Source organism: Candidatus Njordibacter sp. Uisw_002, from assembly GCF_047730155.1.
In the GTDB taxonomy this organism is placed as follows: Bacteria; Pseudomonadota; Gammaproteobacteria; order Pseudomonadales; family Balneatricaceae; genus Njordibacter.
Map to the genome: position 1 here is coordinate 1,287,170 of NZ_CP159832.1, position 16,690 is coordinate 1,303,859.

General features: G+C 41.4%; 17 protein-coding genes. 11 read left to right on the top strand and 6 right to left on the bottom strand.

The features are described from left to right. Nucleotides 1-220: 220 nt before the first annotated feature. Both tig and ald read right to left on the bottom strand, forming a co-directional pair. Complete coding sequence (gene tig / locus ABXT42_RS06115; RefSeq protein WP_443627267.1) at nt 221-1,567, bottom strand: trigger factor; 1,347 nt, start codon at nt 1,565-1,567, stop codon at nt 221-223. 270 nt (nt 1,568-1,837) lie between these two features. Beyond that, nucleotides 1,838-2,965: an alanine dehydrogenase gene (gene ald / locus ABXT42_RS06120; RefSeq protein WP_443627268.1), complete on the bottom strand. Its 1,128-nt coding sequence runs from the start codon at nt 2,963-2,965 to the stop codon at nt 1,838-1,840. Nucleotides 2,966-3,121: 156 nt separating this feature from the next. Between ald and ABXT42_RS06125 the strand changes: the two genes are divergently transcribed. The 8 genes from ABXT42_RS06125 (at nt 3,122) to ABXT42_RS06160 (ending at nt 10,798) form a co-directional block, all read left to right on the top strand. Continuing rightward, nucleotides 3,122-3,607: an Lrp/AsnC family transcriptional regulator gene (locus ABXT42_RS06125; RefSeq protein ID WP_443627269.1), complete on the top strand. Its 486-nt coding sequence runs from the start codon at nt 3,122-3,124 to the stop codon at nt 3,605-3,607. Between the two features lie 115 nt (nt 3,608-3,722). Beyond that, complete coding sequence (locus ABXT42_RS06130) at nt 3,723-5,945, top strand: FAD-dependent oxidoreductase (RefSeq protein ID WP_443627270.1); 2,223 nt, start codon at nt 3,723-3,725, stop codon at nt 5,943-5,945. Further along, nucleotides 5,942-6,550, top strand: a complete 609-nt coding sequence (locus ABXT42_RS06135; RefSeq protein ID WP_443627271.1) for a CDP-alcohol phosphatidyltransferase family protein — start codon at nt 5,942-5,944, stop codon at nt 6,548-6,550. The genes ABXT42_RS06130 and ABXT42_RS06135 overlap by 4 nt, the downstream gene beginning before the upstream one ends. A 36-nt stretch (nt 6,551-6,586) precedes the next feature. Continuing rightward, nucleotides 6,587-7,810 (top strand): ABC transporter substrate-binding protein, encoded by a 1,224-nt coding sequence (locus tag ABXT42_RS06140; protein ID WP_443627272.1) that lies wholly within the window; start codon nt 6,587-6,589, stop codon nt 7,808-7,810. A gap of 40 nt (nt 7,811-7,850) precedes the next feature. Continuing rightward, nucleotides 7,851-9,560, top strand: coding sequence for an ABC transporter permease (locus tag ABXT42_RS06145; RefSeq protein WP_443627273.1), 1,710 nt, complete (start codon nt 7,851-7,853; stop codon nt 9,558-9,560). A 20-nt stretch (nt 9,561-9,580) separates the two neighbouring features. After that, nucleotides 9,581-10,222 carry an ATP-binding cassette domain-containing protein gene (locus tag ABXT42_RS06150; protein ID WP_443627274.1) on the top strand — a complete coding sequence of 214 codons (642 nt, stop codon included), beginning with the start codon at nt 9,581-9,583 and terminating at the stop codon, nt 10,220-10,222. A gap of 32 nt (nt 10,223-10,254) precedes the next feature. Next, a complete protein-coding gene (locus tag ABXT42_RS06155; RefSeq protein ID WP_443627275.1) occupies nt 10,255-10,443 on the top strand; it encodes a hypothetical protein in 189 nt (62 codons plus the stop codon). Nucleotides 10,444-10,480: 37 nt separating this feature from the next. Next, a complete protein-coding gene (locus ABXT42_RS06160) occupies nt 10,481-10,798 on the top strand; it encodes a hypothetical protein (protein WP_443627276.1) in 318 nt (105 codons plus the stop codon). 276 nt (nt 10,799-11,074) lie between these two features. Here the strand turns inward: ABXT42_RS06160 and ABXT42_RS06165 are convergent, their stop codons facing one another. Next, nucleotides 11,075-11,239 (bottom strand): hypothetical protein, encoded by a 165-nt coding sequence (locus ABXT42_RS06165; protein ID WP_443627277.1) that lies wholly within the window; start codon nt 11,237-11,239, stop codon nt 11,075-11,077. A 242-nt stretch (nt 11,240-11,481) separates the two neighbouring features. Beyond that, nucleotides 11,482-11,727 (bottom strand): hypothetical protein, encoded by a 246-nt coding sequence (locus tag ABXT42_RS06170; RefSeq protein WP_443627278.1) that lies wholly within the window; start codon nt 11,725-11,727, stop codon nt 11,482-11,484. Nucleotides 11,728-12,347: 620 nt separating this feature from the next. Between ABXT42_RS06170 and ABXT42_RS06175 the strand changes: the two genes are divergently transcribed. Together ABXT42_RS06175 and ABXT42_RS06180 are read left to right on the top strand one after the other, a co-directional pair. Then, nucleotides 12,348-12,527: a DUF6435 family protein gene (locus ABXT42_RS06175; protein ID WP_443627279.1), complete on the top strand. Its 180-nt coding sequence runs from the start codon at nt 12,348-12,350 to the stop codon at nt 12,525-12,527. 133 nt (nt 12,528-12,660) lie between these two features. Beyond that, on the top strand, nt 12,661-13,560 hold the full coding sequence (locus ABXT42_RS06180; protein ID WP_443627280.1) for a fatty acid desaturase: 900 nt from the start codon (nt 12,661-12,663) through the stop codon (nt 13,558-13,560). A 71-nt stretch (nt 13,561-13,631) separates the two neighbouring features. Here the strand turns inward: ABXT42_RS06180 and ABXT42_RS06185 are convergent, their stop codons facing one another. Continuing rightward, a complete protein-coding gene (locus tag ABXT42_RS06185) occupies nt 13,632-14,222 on the bottom strand; it encodes a hypothetical protein (protein ID WP_443627281.1) in 591 nt (196 codons plus the stop codon). Between the two features lie 59 nt (nt 14,223-14,281). Continuing rightward, nucleotides 14,282-14,926, bottom strand: a complete 645-nt coding sequence (locus ABXT42_RS06190) for a hypothetical protein (protein ID WP_443627282.1) — start codon at nt 14,924-14,926, stop codon at nt 14,282-14,284. 228 nt (nt 14,927-15,154) lie between these two features. Here ABXT42_RS06190 and ABXT42_RS06195 point away from each other — a divergent pair, with 228 nt between their 5' ends. Continuing rightward, nucleotides 15,155-16,684 carry a deoxyribodipyrimidine photo-lyase/cryptochrome family protein gene (locus ABXT42_RS06195; RefSeq protein WP_443627283.1) on the top strand — a complete coding sequence of 510 codons (1,530 nt, stop codon included), beginning with the start codon at nt 15,155-15,157 and terminating at the stop codon, nt 16,682-16,684. Nucleotides 16,685-16,690: the final 6 nt, after the last annotated feature.

Sequence of the window (16,690 nt, forward strand, 5' to 3'; positions counted from 1 at the left end):
AAAAGAAAAACTCATTGTCGCTACAACTCCAATACATAAAAATATTACAGACCGTGACGCTATTATATAGTGGCGCATCTGGTAAATGCCAAGGTCTAGGCTTGCTAAAAGACAAATTTAATCAATTAACATGCAAAAAAAACGGCATGGATCACATCAAAGTAACCCATACCGCTGATCTGTTCAAGCCCGATGAGGCTATAACAGACGCAAAGAAGTATTACGCTTCTTCACTTGACGCTTCTTCATCACCTGCAACGTCTTTGCCTTCTGGCTCAACAGCTGTTTTGTAATCTACTACAACTTCGGTGATGGTAGCCGCAGCCAACAAATGTTCAACCACCTGGTCTTCCAATACAACGCCATCTAACTGACTACGTTGCTCTGCATTGTTCATATAATAATCAATGAATTCTTGCGGATCTTGGTAACCTTGAGCCATTTCAGCAACTAACGCCTTAACTTTATCTTCATCAGCCTTAAATTCATTTTGCTGAATAATTTCAGCAGCCAACAAACCAATTTTAACACGCTTATCAGCTTGATCTTGGAACATTTCGTCTGGCAAAATGCTAGGGTCTAGACTTTCATTTCCACCACCAAATTGCTGTAAAGCTTGCTTCTTTAAGCGACCCAACTCTTCAGTAACTAGAGCTTTAGGGATATCGAAAGAGTTAATTTCTAGATATGCATTTAACAAGCTATTTTTTAGCTTAGATTTAAGTGCTTGGTTCATCTCACGAGTCATATTTGAACGGATTTCAGCGCGAAAGCCAGCTTCACCCTCTTCTTTAGGGTTAAAGCGAGCAAAAAACTCTTCGTTTAGTTCAGGTTTAGTCGCTTCGCTAACTGTGTTCATTTTAATAGTGAATGTGGCTTCTTTGCCAGCTAGCTGTTCAGCATTGTAATCTTCAGGGAAGGTCACTTTGATATCTTTGTCTATGCCAGCTTCCATACCTAAAATTCCTGCTTCAAAGCCTGGAATCATACTGTTAGAGCCTAATACTAGATCATGCCCTTGTGCTGCTCCACCATCGAATGCTTCACCGTCTAGATAGCCTTCAAAGTCAATATTAACTTGATCAGTATCTGCAGCTGCACGTTGAACTTCAGTCCATTGTGTTTGCTGGCTAAGTAATACATCAATCATGGTTTCAACATCAGCATCTTCAATGCTAGATGCCATACGCTCAACACTAATACCTGATGCATCAGACAAAGTTATTTCAGGGTAAATCTCAACCACAGCAGTGTAGCTAAACTCACCTTCACCAGCATCTTCTTTAGGTTCAATATTAGGCATGCCTGCAGGTTTAATATTTTCCTGTTGCAAGGCTTCAAAGTAGCTCGACTGAATAACATCGCCTAATACGTCCTGACGGATACTAGCACCGTAACGTTTTTTGACAACCTTGGTCGGTACTTTACCCGGACGGAAGCCGTCAATACGGATCGTTTTAGCGGTTTCGTTAACCTTTTTATCGACTGCGCTATCAATTTGCTCAGAAGGTACTGTTACGGTTAAACGTCGTTCGATGCTGGTAGTCGCTTCAACAGAAACTTGCATTTAAATGCCTCATTAATTATCAAATGAACACGCCTTAATCAGGCCCGCTCTACTAAAGTCTTGCCTAAATTAAATCCTTAACAGACTTTTACCAAAATTATGGCAGTTATAGGCGAAATCAAAAGCGGAATTTTCCGTATTTAGCGGCTAATAGTCAAGCCATAAGCATAAATGGAAGCCTATTTTTACTAAAAAACGGGCTCTAGCCAATATACATGAGCATTTTACCCCTAGAAAAGGGGCATTAAACATTAATAGTTAGCTTAAAGATTATGCTAGAGCATCACTTAACAATGTTTCAGGAGCGATATACTGATAATCCAATGCCTTTGCTACATGCTCATTAGTTACATAACCAGCATGAACATTTAGTCCAGCTAAAAAGTGCACATCTTGTTTTAGCGCACTCTTCCAACCCATGTTAGCCAGCTTTAAAATATATGGCAAAGTTGCGTTGTTAAGTGCGTAAGTAGATGTCATTGCCACGCCACCTGGCATATTGGCAACACAGTAGTGCACTACTTCATCTACAACGTATGTGGGGTGTTCGTGAGTAGTAGCCTTAGATGTAGCAAAACAGCCTCCCTGATCGATTGCTACATCCACAAGGACAGAACCAGGCTTCATCGCCTTGACCATCGCTTTGGTAACCAACTTGGGTGCCGCAGCACCTGGAATTAATACGCCACCAATAACTAAATCTGCATCTAGCACATATTTCTCCAAACTATCCTGTGTGGAGTAAACAGTTTGTACAGCACCATTAAACTCTTTATCCAAGCGCGCCAAAGCCTGGGTAGAACGGTCAAGTACAGTCACTTGAGCCCGTGCGCCTAAAGCCATTTGGGCTGCATTTGAACCGACCACACCACCACCTATTATAACCACCTTAGCAGGAGCTACACCTGGCACTCCACCGAGTAACATACCGCGGCCACCTTGAGCTTTCTCAAGCACATGAGCGCCCGCTTGAATCGACATGCGTCCAGCCACTTCAGACATAGGCGCAAGCAATGGCAACCCACCACTAGCACTGGTGATGGTTTCGTATGCTATGCAGGTTGCACCCGATGCCACTAAACCCGCAGTCTGAGCAGCATCCGGGGCCAAGTGTAAATAAGTAAAGAGTAGTTGATTAGCCCGCAACATGGCTATTTCGCCTGCTTGAGGTTCTTTTACTTTTACAATCATCTGTGCACGAGCAAAAACCTGCATAGCACTTTCAACAATCTCTCCACCTGCAGCAATATAGTCACTGTCAGCTGAGCCAATCCCACTGCCTGCAAGCGTTTCTACTATAACGCTATGGCCTGCATGTACAAGCTCACGCACACTCGCTGGAGTCATACCCACGCGATATTCATGGTTTTTAATTTCTTTAGGTACGCCAATTAACATTACACAGCCCTTTTATTTGATAGTAATTTCGACACATTAAAAAAATATGTCAATCGAATTAAGTTTTAGTTTAATGATGTTTTTAGCGAATTATCTTGTTATATTTACGTATATGTGACGAGATTAGTGAATTTAATTATACAAAAAAAGGTACTCATGAAACTTAATTCAATTGAGGATATAGAACTTGATCAGATTGATAAGAAAATCGTTAATGCACTACAAACTAATGCCCGTTTAAGTAATGTGGAGTTAGCAGAACAGATATGCCTATCTCCTTCTGCATGTTTGCGGCGCACTAAGTTTCTGCTCGATGCGGGTGTGTTTGATAAATTTGTTGGGTTACTCAACAGAGAACTATTTCATGTGCAAGGCACAGCCTTCATCTTTATCAGCTTAGATAAGCAAAGTGAGGCCGTGTTTGATGAGTTTGAGATTGCCGTAGCTAAACTTGAACAAGTAATGGAATGTTATTTGATGGCTGGAGATAATGACTTCATGTTAAAGGTTGTTTATACAGACGCAAAAGATTATGAAGAATTATATTACAAAAAAATACTACGCTTGCCAGGCGTCGTAGGCACACAAACTCGCATGGCTTTGAGGCAGGTGCATAATAATACTAATATTATAATAACGTGATTTTTCTAATTGAAAATATCTTATAATACAGGCCTATAAAAAGAATTCTTCGTTGTTGTTACGAGCCTGTATTATATATACTGCTTTATTACGCCCTAGTTGAGTAAACTTAATTATGAATAAACCAAGATCCAACCTATATAAACCTATTTTATTACTTTTACTTATTAGCTTTATTGGAACCTTGTTATTTTATTTAAATGATCAGTCAATAGATCTAGAGCGTATGCAGATGATCATTGCTGATGTTAGGCAATGGCACCAACAAAATTCTGCCATTTTTGCAGGCGTGTTTTTTTCTGTGTATGTCATTATTACTGCAACCTCCCTACCCCTTGCAGTCTGGATGACCTTGGCTGCTGGTGCATTGTTTGGCCTTTGGGGCGGTGTATTAATGGTTTCCTTTGCCTCAAGCATAGGCGCTACACTCGCATTTTTATCGTCACGATATTTTTTACGAGATTGGGTGAGAACAAAACTAGGGAAATATATTCACACCATCGATGCTGGGCTAGAAAAAGATGGTGGTTTTTATTTGTTTAGCCTTCGCCTGATACCAGCGCTGCCGTTTTTTGCTGTTAACCTATTAATGGGCTTGAGCGCGATGAAAACATGGCGTTTTTATTGGGTGAGTCAAATAGGTATGTTATTAGGCACCATCGTATACGTTAATGCAGGCACCCAGTTATCAAAACTCAACAGTTTAGCTGACATCACATCTCCAGAGCTAGTCATGTCGTTTGTCATATTGGCGTTACTACCATGGTTAGCGCGCATGGCTTTAAGCCTTTATCAGCGCAGAAGCCTGTATGCAAAATGGGATAAGCCCAAAAGCTTTGACCGAAATGTCATTATTATAGGCGCCGGCGCGGCAGGCCTAGTGTCAGCCTATATAGCTGCTGTGGTGAAAGCTAAGGTCACGTTAATAGAAGTCCATAAAATGGGTGGAGACTGCCTTAACTACGGCTGCGTACCTTCTAAAGCACTTATTAAAAGTGCAAAAATTGCACACCAAATAAAGCATGCCCATAGCTATGGCCTTTCCTCATTCAAACCCACATTTAACTTTAGTAACGTAATGCAACGCATACATGAAGTGATTGCAGCTATTGCCCCTCACGATAGTGTGGAACGTTATCAATCAATGGGCGTAGAGGTATTAGAAGGTCATGCCAAAGTAATCACCCCTTGGTGTGTGCAAATCACCCATACCAACGGCAGCATTACAGAGCTTACTAGCCGCAGCATCATCATTGCCTCCGGTGCAGCACCATTCGTGCCACCCTTACCTGGGTTAGAAGCCACAGGTTATCTCACATCAGATACATTATGGGAGCATCTGCGCAACGACGAATGCGCTCCCAAGCGTTTAGTAGTGCTTGGTGGAGGCCCTATCGGCTGCGAACTTACACAAGCTTTTGCACGCTTAGGATCACAGGTTACTCAAATAGAAATGCTAGAGCGACTGATGATTCGTGAAGATGAAGACGTGTCATTGTTTGTAAAACAGACCTTAGAGCAGGATGGAGTGACCGTGCTTACGGGGCACAAGGCCTTAACATGTGGTGTGAGTAAAGTCGCAAGCAAAGACATGACCAATAATGTTCAAGAAAATAAATCAATAGTTGATGTAAAGTGGATTGAGGTTATATGTGGAGATACAACTAGCCGTATTGAGTTTGACCAAATCATCGTCGCTGTAGGACGCGCTCCAAGATTAAGTGGCTTTGGCCTAGAGGAGCTGGAAATACCTACTAATAAAGTGGTCCAAACCAATGATTATTTAGAAACATTATATCCAAATATATATGCTGCAGGTGATGTTGCAGGGCCTTATCAATTCACTCATACAGCGGCTCACCAAGCATGGTACGCTAGTGTTAATGCGCTATTTGGCCAACTTAAACGCTTTAAAGTAGATTACCGTGTTATCCCATGGGCTACGTTTGTAGACCCTGAAGTGGCAAGAGTTGGACTCAATGAACAAGAAGCTATCACACAAAATATTAGCTATGAAGTGACTCGCTACGGCATAGATGATTTAGACCGAGCCATTGCCGAGGGGTCTGCAGCTGGTTTTGTAAAAGTGTTAACAGTGCCGGGTAAAGATAAAATACTAGGTGTTACTATTGTAGGTGCTCAAGCAGCTGAATTAATAGCAGAATTTGTTCTGGCCATGAAATACAACCTTGGTTTAAGCAAAATTCTTGGCACTATTCACACCTACCCTACGATGGCAGAAGCTAACAAATATGTGGCTGGACAATGGAAACGTACACAGGTAAACCCTAGGGTAATGCATTGGTTAGAGCGTTATCATACGTGGCGCAGATCATGATTGATGCACACTTACTTCCCTTGCAACATAAATTGCTACATCCTATAGCTACCCTTTTTATAAGTTTAGGCATACGTGCAGATCAGGTCACTATTGCTGGGTTTTTAATAGGTCTAGTGGCTTTACCCCTCATAGCCACTGAACATTATTTATGGGCATTAGTTTTTATTTTAATTAATAGAGTTTTTGATGGTATAGATGGCCAAGTTGCTCGCTTAACCCAAACAACTGATCGCGGTGCATTTTTAGACATTGCCTTAGATTTTGTCTTTTATGCCCTGATACCTCTGGCCTTTGCATTTGCCAATAGCACAGAAAACGCTCTAGCTTCTGCCACACTATTAGCGGCGTTTATAGGCACTGGATCATCGTTTTTAGCCTTTTCGTTAATGGCAGAAAAACGTAAACTAACATCACAAAACTTCTCCAGTAAAGGTATCTATTACCTAGGAGGCCTTACTGAAGGAGCTGAAACCATTGCTTTATTTGTGATCGTTTGCCTATGGCCGAATCTTTTTAGCACTTTTGCCTACATTTTTGCTTGTGCATGCACTCTTACAACCTTAAGTCGCTGGTTACAAGGTTGGCGTATGCTGGCTGATTAGTTTGTCACAACCTATTTATTATTGGAGACCATCTTAATGACTACACCTTTAAATTACTTACGATCCATAAGATTAATGGCTATTTATTCGGCCTTAAGCATAGGGCTTTTTAGCCAACCAAGTTACAGCGACCAATGGCAAGACACACTGGATCAAGCCGCAGGCGACACTGTTTATTGGCATGCCTGGGGCGGCGATACACGCACTAACGACTTCATTTCTTGGGTGGGTGAGCAAACTGACTCTTTATATGACGTAAAAGTGCAACAGGTTAAGCTCTCGTCAACCTCTGAAGCAGTCACTCAAGTATTGGCTGAAAAGGCAGCTGGAGAAAACACCAAGGGGGCTGTGGATATGATCTGGATCAATGGGCCTAATTTTTTGGCTATGAAACAACAAAATCTATTACATGGGCCTTTTGTTAAAAATTTGCCCAATGCTCAATACCTTGACCTAAGCATTGGATCTGCCGCCACTGTAGACTTCACAGAGGCCGTAGATGGTTTAGAGGTTCCATGGAGGCTAGCTCGTTTTGTATTTATCGTAGATAGTGATCGCGTTAAAAATTCACCAAAATCTATGTCACAAATGCTTACATGGGCACAACAAAATCCAGGGCGCCTAACTCACCCAGTAGTAAGTAACTTTATGGGCACCACTTTTTTAAAGCAAGCTTTGATAGAGCTAACACCTGATACTAGCGTATTGCAGCAAGAGGCCTCAAAGGTGTCGTTTGAAAAAGCTAGCGCGCCGTTATGGGAGTGGTATGATTCAATAAAGCCGTATTTATGGCGTGAAGGTACAAGTTTTCCAGAAAATGAGGCCATTCAACAACAAATGCTCAGTGATGGCGTCGTTGATATTGCTATGGCATTTGACCCAGGAGCAGCAGCCGCGGGAATAGCTAGTGGATTATTACCTCCAAGCGCCCGCGTACTAGTGCCCAGCGAAGGTTCATTAGGCAACATTAGCTTTGTCGCTATTCCCTACAATGCCAGCCATACTGCAGCAGCGAAGGTGGTAGCCAACTTTTTGCTACAACCTGAAACCCAAGCTCATATGCAAAATATCGATGTGTTAGGTAGTTTTTCAGTGTTAGATACCAACAAAATAAGTCATCAACATACAATGGCTTTTTCTGCCTTACCTACTTCTGAAGCACTGCCAACTTTGGTAGAATTAGGCCCTACTCTTTTAGAGCCTCACTCCAGCTGGACTGAGCTATTGAAACAGCACTGGAGTGAGCGATACAGCCAATAATACACTGTTAGCATACATAACAAAGGGACTAATATTACCTGTGACATTTTCTATACAATGGCCAAAGTGGACAATGCTGGCCATACTAGTGATGGGTATATTGGCCCCTGTCGTGACAGGCCTAGGTGAGACCACCCGTGCTGCCTTTGGCATTTTGCCCGTGCTTGGAAAACACGATTTTAATTTAACTGCTTGGCAGCAGCTGTTTCAACTGCCAGGCTTTACCACTAGTTTACAGCTTACTTTAGTGAGTGGTTTTTTGGCCACTAGTACAGGCTTAATTTTAACCATTTTTGGCTGTGCATGGGTTTACAATACGTCTGAAAAGTCATTCTTATTTAGTAAATTAAAACCATTTATCGCTCCCATGTTAGTACCTATTTTAGCTGCCCCTCATGCTGCAATAGCAATAGGCTTAACTTTTTTGCTAGCACCGTCTGGTTGGTTAACTCGCCTGTTTAGCCCTTGGTTAACCACATGGCAATTGCCGCCAAACTTGACGACAGTGCAAGACTTATGGGGCTTGAGCCTAACACTTGGGCTGATTATCAAGGAGCTACCATTTTTATGGCTTATAAGCCTTGTGGCCCTTAAACAAATTAATTTATCTAAACAACTATCCATCGCCCAAAGCATGGGTTATAGCTATGCCAATGCATGGTATAAAATCATTATCCCTCAACTATACCCATTAATTCGCTTACCCGTATTGGTAGTTTTGGTTTATGCCCTTTCAACTGTAGATATGGCTTTAATATTAGGCCCTAATACTCCTCCTACTTTAGCTTTAGCTACAATGCGCTGGTATAACGATGCCAACGTTGCCATGTTATTGCCCGCTTCTGCAGCGGCAATAGGGCTAGCTGGGCTAATGATTTTAAGTGTTTTTGTTTGGGAAATAGCGATCGTAATAATCATGGCTGTTACCAAAATTGCTACTAGATCAGGTGCACGTGGAAAGCATTGGAGGTTAGTGTCTACTGCTTTAGCAACAGCACTGCCAATGTCTCTTCTTCTAGGTTTTTTGTCATTAGTGGTATTGTTGATTTGGTCGTTTACTTGGCGTTGGTCATTTCCAGATGCCCTACCCACAAGCTGGTCATACAGTTATTGGTTAAAACTAATCACACACTGGCCTTTAGCACTGCAACACAGCATCATTTTGGCACTTGGAAGTAGCGCTATCGCCGTTATTTTTGCTGTCGCATGGCTAGAAGTACAAGACCGATTTGGTGGCTACCTTTCTCGTTTAACATTGTGGTTTATATACTTACCCTTACTCGTTCCACAGATTGCGTTTTTATACGGTTTAAAAGTGGGGTTTTTACGTATTGGACTTAACGGTGGTATGGGCGCTGTCATTTGGGCTCACTTATTATTTGTATTCCCTTATGTAATGTTAAGTTTGATAGATTCTTGGCGGGCTATAGACAGACGTTACTTGCAGGTGGCTGCTAGCTTAGGCACATCAACCTGGGGCTGCTTTTGGCGCATCAAGCTTACTTTATTATTACAACCATTGCTGTTGGCCTGGGCGATTGGAATAGCGGTATCTATCGGCCAATATTTACCCACATTAATGATAGGCGCTGGTAAGATAGAAACTCTTACCACACAGGCCGTCAGCTTAGCGTCAGGTGCTGATAGACGGCTGGTTGGAGTCTACGGGCTGCTACAAGCCTTAGTGCCTATATTGGCATATATGTTAGCTATTTATTTACCCCGATTAATGGCTTTAAAAAAATTATAAAATAACACGGGATTACTGTTTTGAGTTTAGAGTTACGCAGTCTTTGCGCCACCTTATCCGACAACTCTGCCTTGTTTTCACCAGTAAACCTGGTGGTTGAAAAAGGAGAAGTGGCCTGTGTAATGGGGCCTTCAGGCGTTGGCAAATCAACCTTGCTTAACGCTATAGGTGGACACTTAGATACTCATTTTGGTATTGCCGGTGATATTTTATTAAATGGAAAGTCGGTAAAAAATCTTATTGCTTCTAAGCGCCAGATTGGGGTTTTGTTTCAAGACCCTTTGCTATTTCCGCACTTAAGCGTAGGTGATAACTTAGCATTTGGCTTATGCTCAAGTGTGGTAGGCGCTAAAAAACGCAAATTAGAAATAGAACAAGCGCTAGAACAAGCCCAGCTGAGCGGTTTTTATCATCGCAACCCTGCGACACTCTCTGGAGGCCAACAAAGCCGAGTAGCGCTTATGCGGGCTCTACTAGCTAGGCCTCAAGCTTTGTTGTTAGATGAGCCGTTTGCCAAACTTGATATGGAGCTAAAGTACACTATGCGTGATTTTTTGTTTGACCAAGCAAGGCAACGACTTATCCCCATCCTACTTGTTACTCATGAACGCAAAGATGTGGCCGCCGCTAAAGGCCCTCTGATAGTTTTGCAGCCAATATAGGTTACTAACCATTGCTTTGAGGTTTCAATCCTATGCGTAAAACAGCCTACCCTAACTATGCTCCAGCACTTGGGTATATGACCGAAAAAATTCGACATAAATACATCACCAAAGCAATAGAATGCAATATTTTACCCTTTGAAGCCCATAGAATCGAACAGATTATTTCTTTGTCTGCTCCTAACGATCCAACTAAACCGATTCAGATTTGGCAACTGTAATCTATTTTAGGTGAACGAAAAAGGTGCCCAACGATGGATGAACCTCATGCGAGAGACTCTTATTGAATCTGACGCTGATATGACTGATGATACTAGAGTGCACAATAGCATCAACACATTTCTTACTTATTTGATGGATCAATACGCCGCAGATTTTGGGTACGAAAACAAAGCTATATTTGGTCCGACAAACTTACCCGTGCAACGCACAATGAATTTCCTTAATATGACCGACACCGCTATAGAAGCATTATCAGAAACGCAGTTGCGACAATCGCTTGCGGGCAGAAGAGGCATTAGCATTAATGAGCACACCCATAAAAAGGAGCTCATTCAAATGGCTAAAAATCTATAATCTAACATTATTAGTTTTTGCATCACTCAAGAAAAGCAAAGCATTGCCCTGGCGCAAAAGTGAGAACATTCAATCTCTATAAAAATCATGTCTGCAGCCTAAACATCCCAGGCGAACGAGAAAATTTTTATAATTACTAGATCAGGCGCCTATTTATTAAGCTTATGGCAAACTTAATGATATTTAATGCTAGGCGGTTAATAAATTTCTGCCGTAATAATTAGCCATAGCTAAGCTTGTCACGGCAGAAATTTGTACTATGCTGCAGCCAAACAGTTATTCAGAAGTTTTGCCTTTACCCTGTGCTTTTGCCTCTTTGTCTGCTTGATCTTGCTGACGTTTGGGCTCGCCATATCGAAACTCTATTAGCGTTAATACAAGGCCTATAAGCATAATAACGAATACAAAAAACGCAATGGGAAGTAGGTTATCAGCGATCATGATTTGTCTCTCCTTGCCAATAGGCTAGATAATTTAAAGTAAATACCAAAAGCAAGAATTGAGGGCACCCATATAGCTGTGAACAACCCTTCTAATTGCTTGCCCTCAAACCAAAGCAGTCCAGATACCGCAAAGGAGACCGCAACCGCCAGCAAGATGAATAAATCTGATAGTTTGAACATACTAATTTCCTTACTTGTTAAATGAACATTTATCCGGTGAAGGCTAAAAATTAGCCTTCTTCAAATCCGGTGAAATCCAACTGCAGCTATTAATAAACCTGCAATCGTAACTGCTGCTGGGATACGTAAGCCAACAATACCAAAGACTTCAATCATCGATGGTATGAGGCCAGTGAACCCAAGTGGTACCCATAAAAAAAACGGTGTAGCAACCACTACCCCAACCCACCCCGCCACACGCAGGGGTGACAAACTAGATTTGTTATCATCAGGTAGTGATGCTTTATGATCGTCGTTAACAGTCACTATTTTATTTCCATTTTTTACACAATCGGCATCAACACAAAATACTATTTAACCAGCCTTTGTTTTGATGCACCCAGTGTTTTAAAGCAATTGGTTGAGCTATTACTATACATTAGTAATGTAATAAGAAGTATCAACACTAATAAAGAAGCATTTGTTTTGAATCAAACGCTTAGATATTTAAAACCTTCGCCTAAGCCATTAATACTAGGCCTTTGCTGCATATCATCTAATAATACAGCTAAGACTCTACACATTTTTGTTGAAAAATTATTTGTAAATCTATGTAAATCTATGATAATCCGCGTATCAAAACCATGAGCACTATACTGGAAAACCTATAATAATCTTTGCACACATCTAGTTACATAATTTATTAAAACACAACAAAATCATCTGGTTAAAAGGACATTAACACTCCAATAGCAACATATACGAGATGCAATTTATGAATATTGATGATCAAAAATAGCCTATTTTTGTATTACAGACGTTAACATTAGTAATATTTAGTTTAGGATAAAAGGGTGTATTATGCCGCTCTTATAAACGTTTTTGGCAAAGCTAACTCTAAGCTAATGCCATTAGCTTAGAGTCATAATTACTAAGAGAAAAATCAAATGTTTGGACTATTTAAGACAGACCCCACCAAAAAACTACAAAAGCAATACGAATATCTTTTGCTTGTCGCACTGCGTCTGCAGCGCAAAGGCGATATCATGGGATACTCTATGAAAACCCAAGAAGCAGAATTAATACGCGAGCAAATCGAGCAATTAAAAACTAAACAAAGTAATTAATTCAAGCGTGGGTAGCAAAAAGGCATAGCCTCTAACTTTAGACCTTTGACAGTGAATTGAAGATACAAAAGTCTCTATTAGCTGGGTTTTCACACCTGCGGTTTAAGATATTTAACTTAGGATACCCATTTTTATGGATAACAAAGCTTTTTTGTCTTCTTTAACCTCAGGCCAACGAGCAGCATTAACTCAGCGCAGTAACACTAAAGGCCTGATCCATTTAATGGGACACGTGAGTTTGATTGCGCTTTGTAGCGTGATGATTTTATCTGAAATTCTCTATTGGCAAGCGATTATGGCAGTGCAAGGTGTGTTGCTTATTTTCTTATTCACTCTATTACATGAAACCAGCCACAAGACACCCTTTCGTACTATTTGGATCAATGACGTAGTTGGTCACATTTGTGGATTTATTTTATTTATACCGGCTAAATGGTTTAAATATTTCCATATGGCTCATCACCGGTTTACCCAAATCCCTGGTTTAGATCCAGAAATTGATACTCCCAAGCCTGGCAATTGGGTGCAATATTTAGTACATATGTCTGGCATTCCAATATGGGTTGGTCAAGCAAAAACCATTAGTAACAATGCTTTTCAACAAAACAATGAGTCTTTGGTTGCTTTGGTCCCTTTGGCGCAGAACGCTAAAGTGAGGTTGGAATCCAAAATTTACCTCACAATGTATCTGTGCCTTTTTGCAGCAAGCATTGGGTTGGGCACAGCCACTTTGCTATATCTGTGGTTGCTGCCAATCATTCTAGGACAACCCTTTCTTCGCTTGTACTTACTCGCTGAGCACAGCCGCTGTCCCAAGGTTACAAATATGCTTGAGAACACACGCACTACGCTTACCAATCGACTTGTACGCGCAATTGCATGGAATATGGCCTATCACACAGAACACCATACCTTTCCATCAGTGCCTTTTCACAGGCTTCCTGCCCTTCATGCGTTGCTTAAACCACACCTTCAAGTTACATCAAAAGGCTATCTGGCTTTTAATAAAGTGTACATACAAGAAGAGCTATGATTTCAAGTTTCAATCAAACCTTGTGAACTGCTTAGTTTTTAATAACTTCTTATAAGTTGCCCTTACAGAACCTAATTTGACATTCTTTCATGCACTGCTTCCATACCACGTTCTGCCATATCACTAACCTCGCCAGCGTGTGTTTGCAGGGCTTTAACGACATCTGGGTTTGATGATGTTTGACTAACTACAATACCAAGCTCCGTCATGGTGATCTGCGTATTGATAGCTTCACTTTGTGCAAACAGTTTATCCAGTGTTGGGCTTTGAATAATTATTTTAGGGTCTCGCTTCTCTTCCAGCCTTGCCACCATAGCGACAACATGACTCACCAGTGCGCCACGTAATTTATCATCTTTTGTTTGGGTGGTCGTTATTACCCCATTAGGAATATTTTTAACAGTTCGAGTAATTTTTTTATGATTTTTAAATATTGCCTTTAAATCACTGACCTCACTTTCAGTCGTGTCCTGTCCCTGAAGACCTGGCATATTCATCTCATCGTGGGCGTGGTTCTTTTGGCCATCTACACTTGATCCATGATGAGCCTTCATCTGCTGCGCATAATCATGGTCTCCACTTAATAAGTGTGGAGCAAGCCACATTGTAAGCACACCAAGCCCAAAGACCGCGACTAAAAGGATTGTCGTTTTAAATTTCAATGTTATTTCTCTTGTTCATTATATTAGATTTATATAATACTCAAAAAGCACTGTTCAAGCTAGACTTCAACAGGCAAACCAAAAATGATTAGCACTGCATATTCTTTTCTGTCACAACCAGACACAAGTGGCGGAGACTCACCTGGTTTTAGAGGAAATACCTCAAGACTGGCATTTTTAGGAGAGCAAGTGCTCGAAGCACCTGTGGGTGTGTAACGCGCAGAGCGACACGGCCCATGAGTTACATCAGCAATGGTTTTATCATCAGATAGCGACCAAGCTTGTTTACCCTCGTTATCTGGCTGTTCTACCGTGAGTAAAGAGATCTGATCTTCGCCATTGGTAACGTAATACTTCCCTGCTGGCATAGGAAACTCAGGGGCTTTCATAATTAAGCCATTTTCATCAAGCCACCAGTCATTAATATCAAAGCGCCATCCAGCTGGTGCAATATTGCCTGCCTTTTGTAAAAGCTGATAAAACCGCAGCCACACTCCAATAGGCCCAGGATCTATTCGCCATAACCCCCAAGTTTCTGCCCCTGTGCCAGACATAGCATCACCTGGAGCAAGGGTAGCAATATACTGAGGCTGTACCCGACGTATTTTAGTTTGCGCAAATAATGGTAACCCTATAGCGGTGGCGAATACCCCCAAAGAAGAGACTAGCCATTGGCGACGGGTTAACTTATCAGAATTTTTCATAGTATCCCCAGTATTTTAATGTGCCATAAGGCTATCATAGGAAAATTAACTAACCAAGTTATATACCTTTTTGGGATTTGGCTGGATGGCCTGAAGACTTAAGTATATTATTTAAGTATTATATAAAACGTAGGGTGAGTGATGTTGGAATTAACACACATCCTATATGTTAATTAATCTGATCTTAGTACCCTTTTCAGATTTAGATTCATTCACCCATCCGCTAATATGAAAGAAACCATTAACATTGTCTGGTTTAAACGCGATCTGCGTATAAACGATCACAAACCGTTGCTTGTCGCATCTAATTCAGGCATACCGGTGTTGCCGCTGTATGTGGTGGAGCCTGGTTATTGGCAGCAAGGCTTTAGCTCTCGTCGTCATTGGCATTTCATTTATGACTGCCTATCAGACCTTAATATTGCTTTAACACAACTGGGCCAACCTCTTATCGTTCAAGTGGGTGAAGTTTGTGACGTCATCACACACCTACATTCACAATATAATATTCAAGCGATATACGCACACGAGGAAGCGGGGAATCTTTGGACCTATCGTAGAGACGTTAGTGTTAACAAATTATGCTCTACCTTGAATATTCCACTGCATGAGTACCCTCTTAATGGCGTAGTTAGAAGGCTCAGTTCTCGTGATGATTGGTCAGCTATTCGCAATAAGCGTATGGCTCAAAAAATCGCACCAAAACCTTTTAGCCTTCCCCTACTATCCACATACTCTTCACACCCTTTACCAGATAAAGACCATACTATGTTTGGCGAAAGTTTCGTAGGCACCGTGCAACAAGGCGGCCGCATAAGAGCAGTAGAGGATTTGAGAGGGTTTTTAAAACATCGTTCCAGTCAATACCTCTACCATATTTCTGCGCCAGGTTTGTCGTCTACTTACTGTTCGAGATTATCAGCACACCTTGCATGGGGAAGTCTCTCTGTGAGAGAGGTTGTTCAGTCAATCAAAAAGCGAAAACAGCAATTTAACGCCGAGGAAAAAAAGCGCTTTGGTAGAAATTTAACCGCATTTAACTCAAGACTTGCATGGCGCTGTCACTTTATACAAAAAATTGAAGACCAACCCTCCATTGAAACTCACTGCATGCACCCTGCCTTTGAGGGCTTGCGTGAGAGCCAGCACGATGAAGTGAAATTTAAAGCTTGGGCTTCAGGGCATACTGGATACCCATTTGTTGACGCTTGCATGCGTAATTTGATTGCACACGGATGGATCACTTTTCGCATGCGCGCAATGCTTGTAAGCTTTGCTAGCTATCAGCTTTGGTTGGATTGGCGTGTTGTAGGCCATCATCTAGCTGGTCTATTCACCGATTACGAGCCTGGCATTCATTATAGTCAACTGCAGATGCAATCTGGTGTTACCGGCATAAACTCCATGCGTGTCTACAATCCAGTTAAGCAATCAATGGAACATGATCCAAATGGCGATTATATAAGGCACTGGGTTCCCGAGTTGAAAGGCCTTTCCAATGCCTTTATTCACGAGCCTTGGAAGTGGGGTAAAAACTTAATAGATGATACTTCACTATTATCAGGCACTGTCTACTCAACCCCTATTGTCGACCATGAATCAACAGCAAAAGAAGCCAAAGAAAAGCTCACAAAGGTGCGCAAAAGCGACCATTTTAGAGTCATCTCAAATTCTGTTTATAATAAACTGGGAAGTAGAAAAAAAAGACCAACTAAAGCTAAAAAAGTAATCGCTGAAAACCAACTAAAGCTGTTTTAAACACAC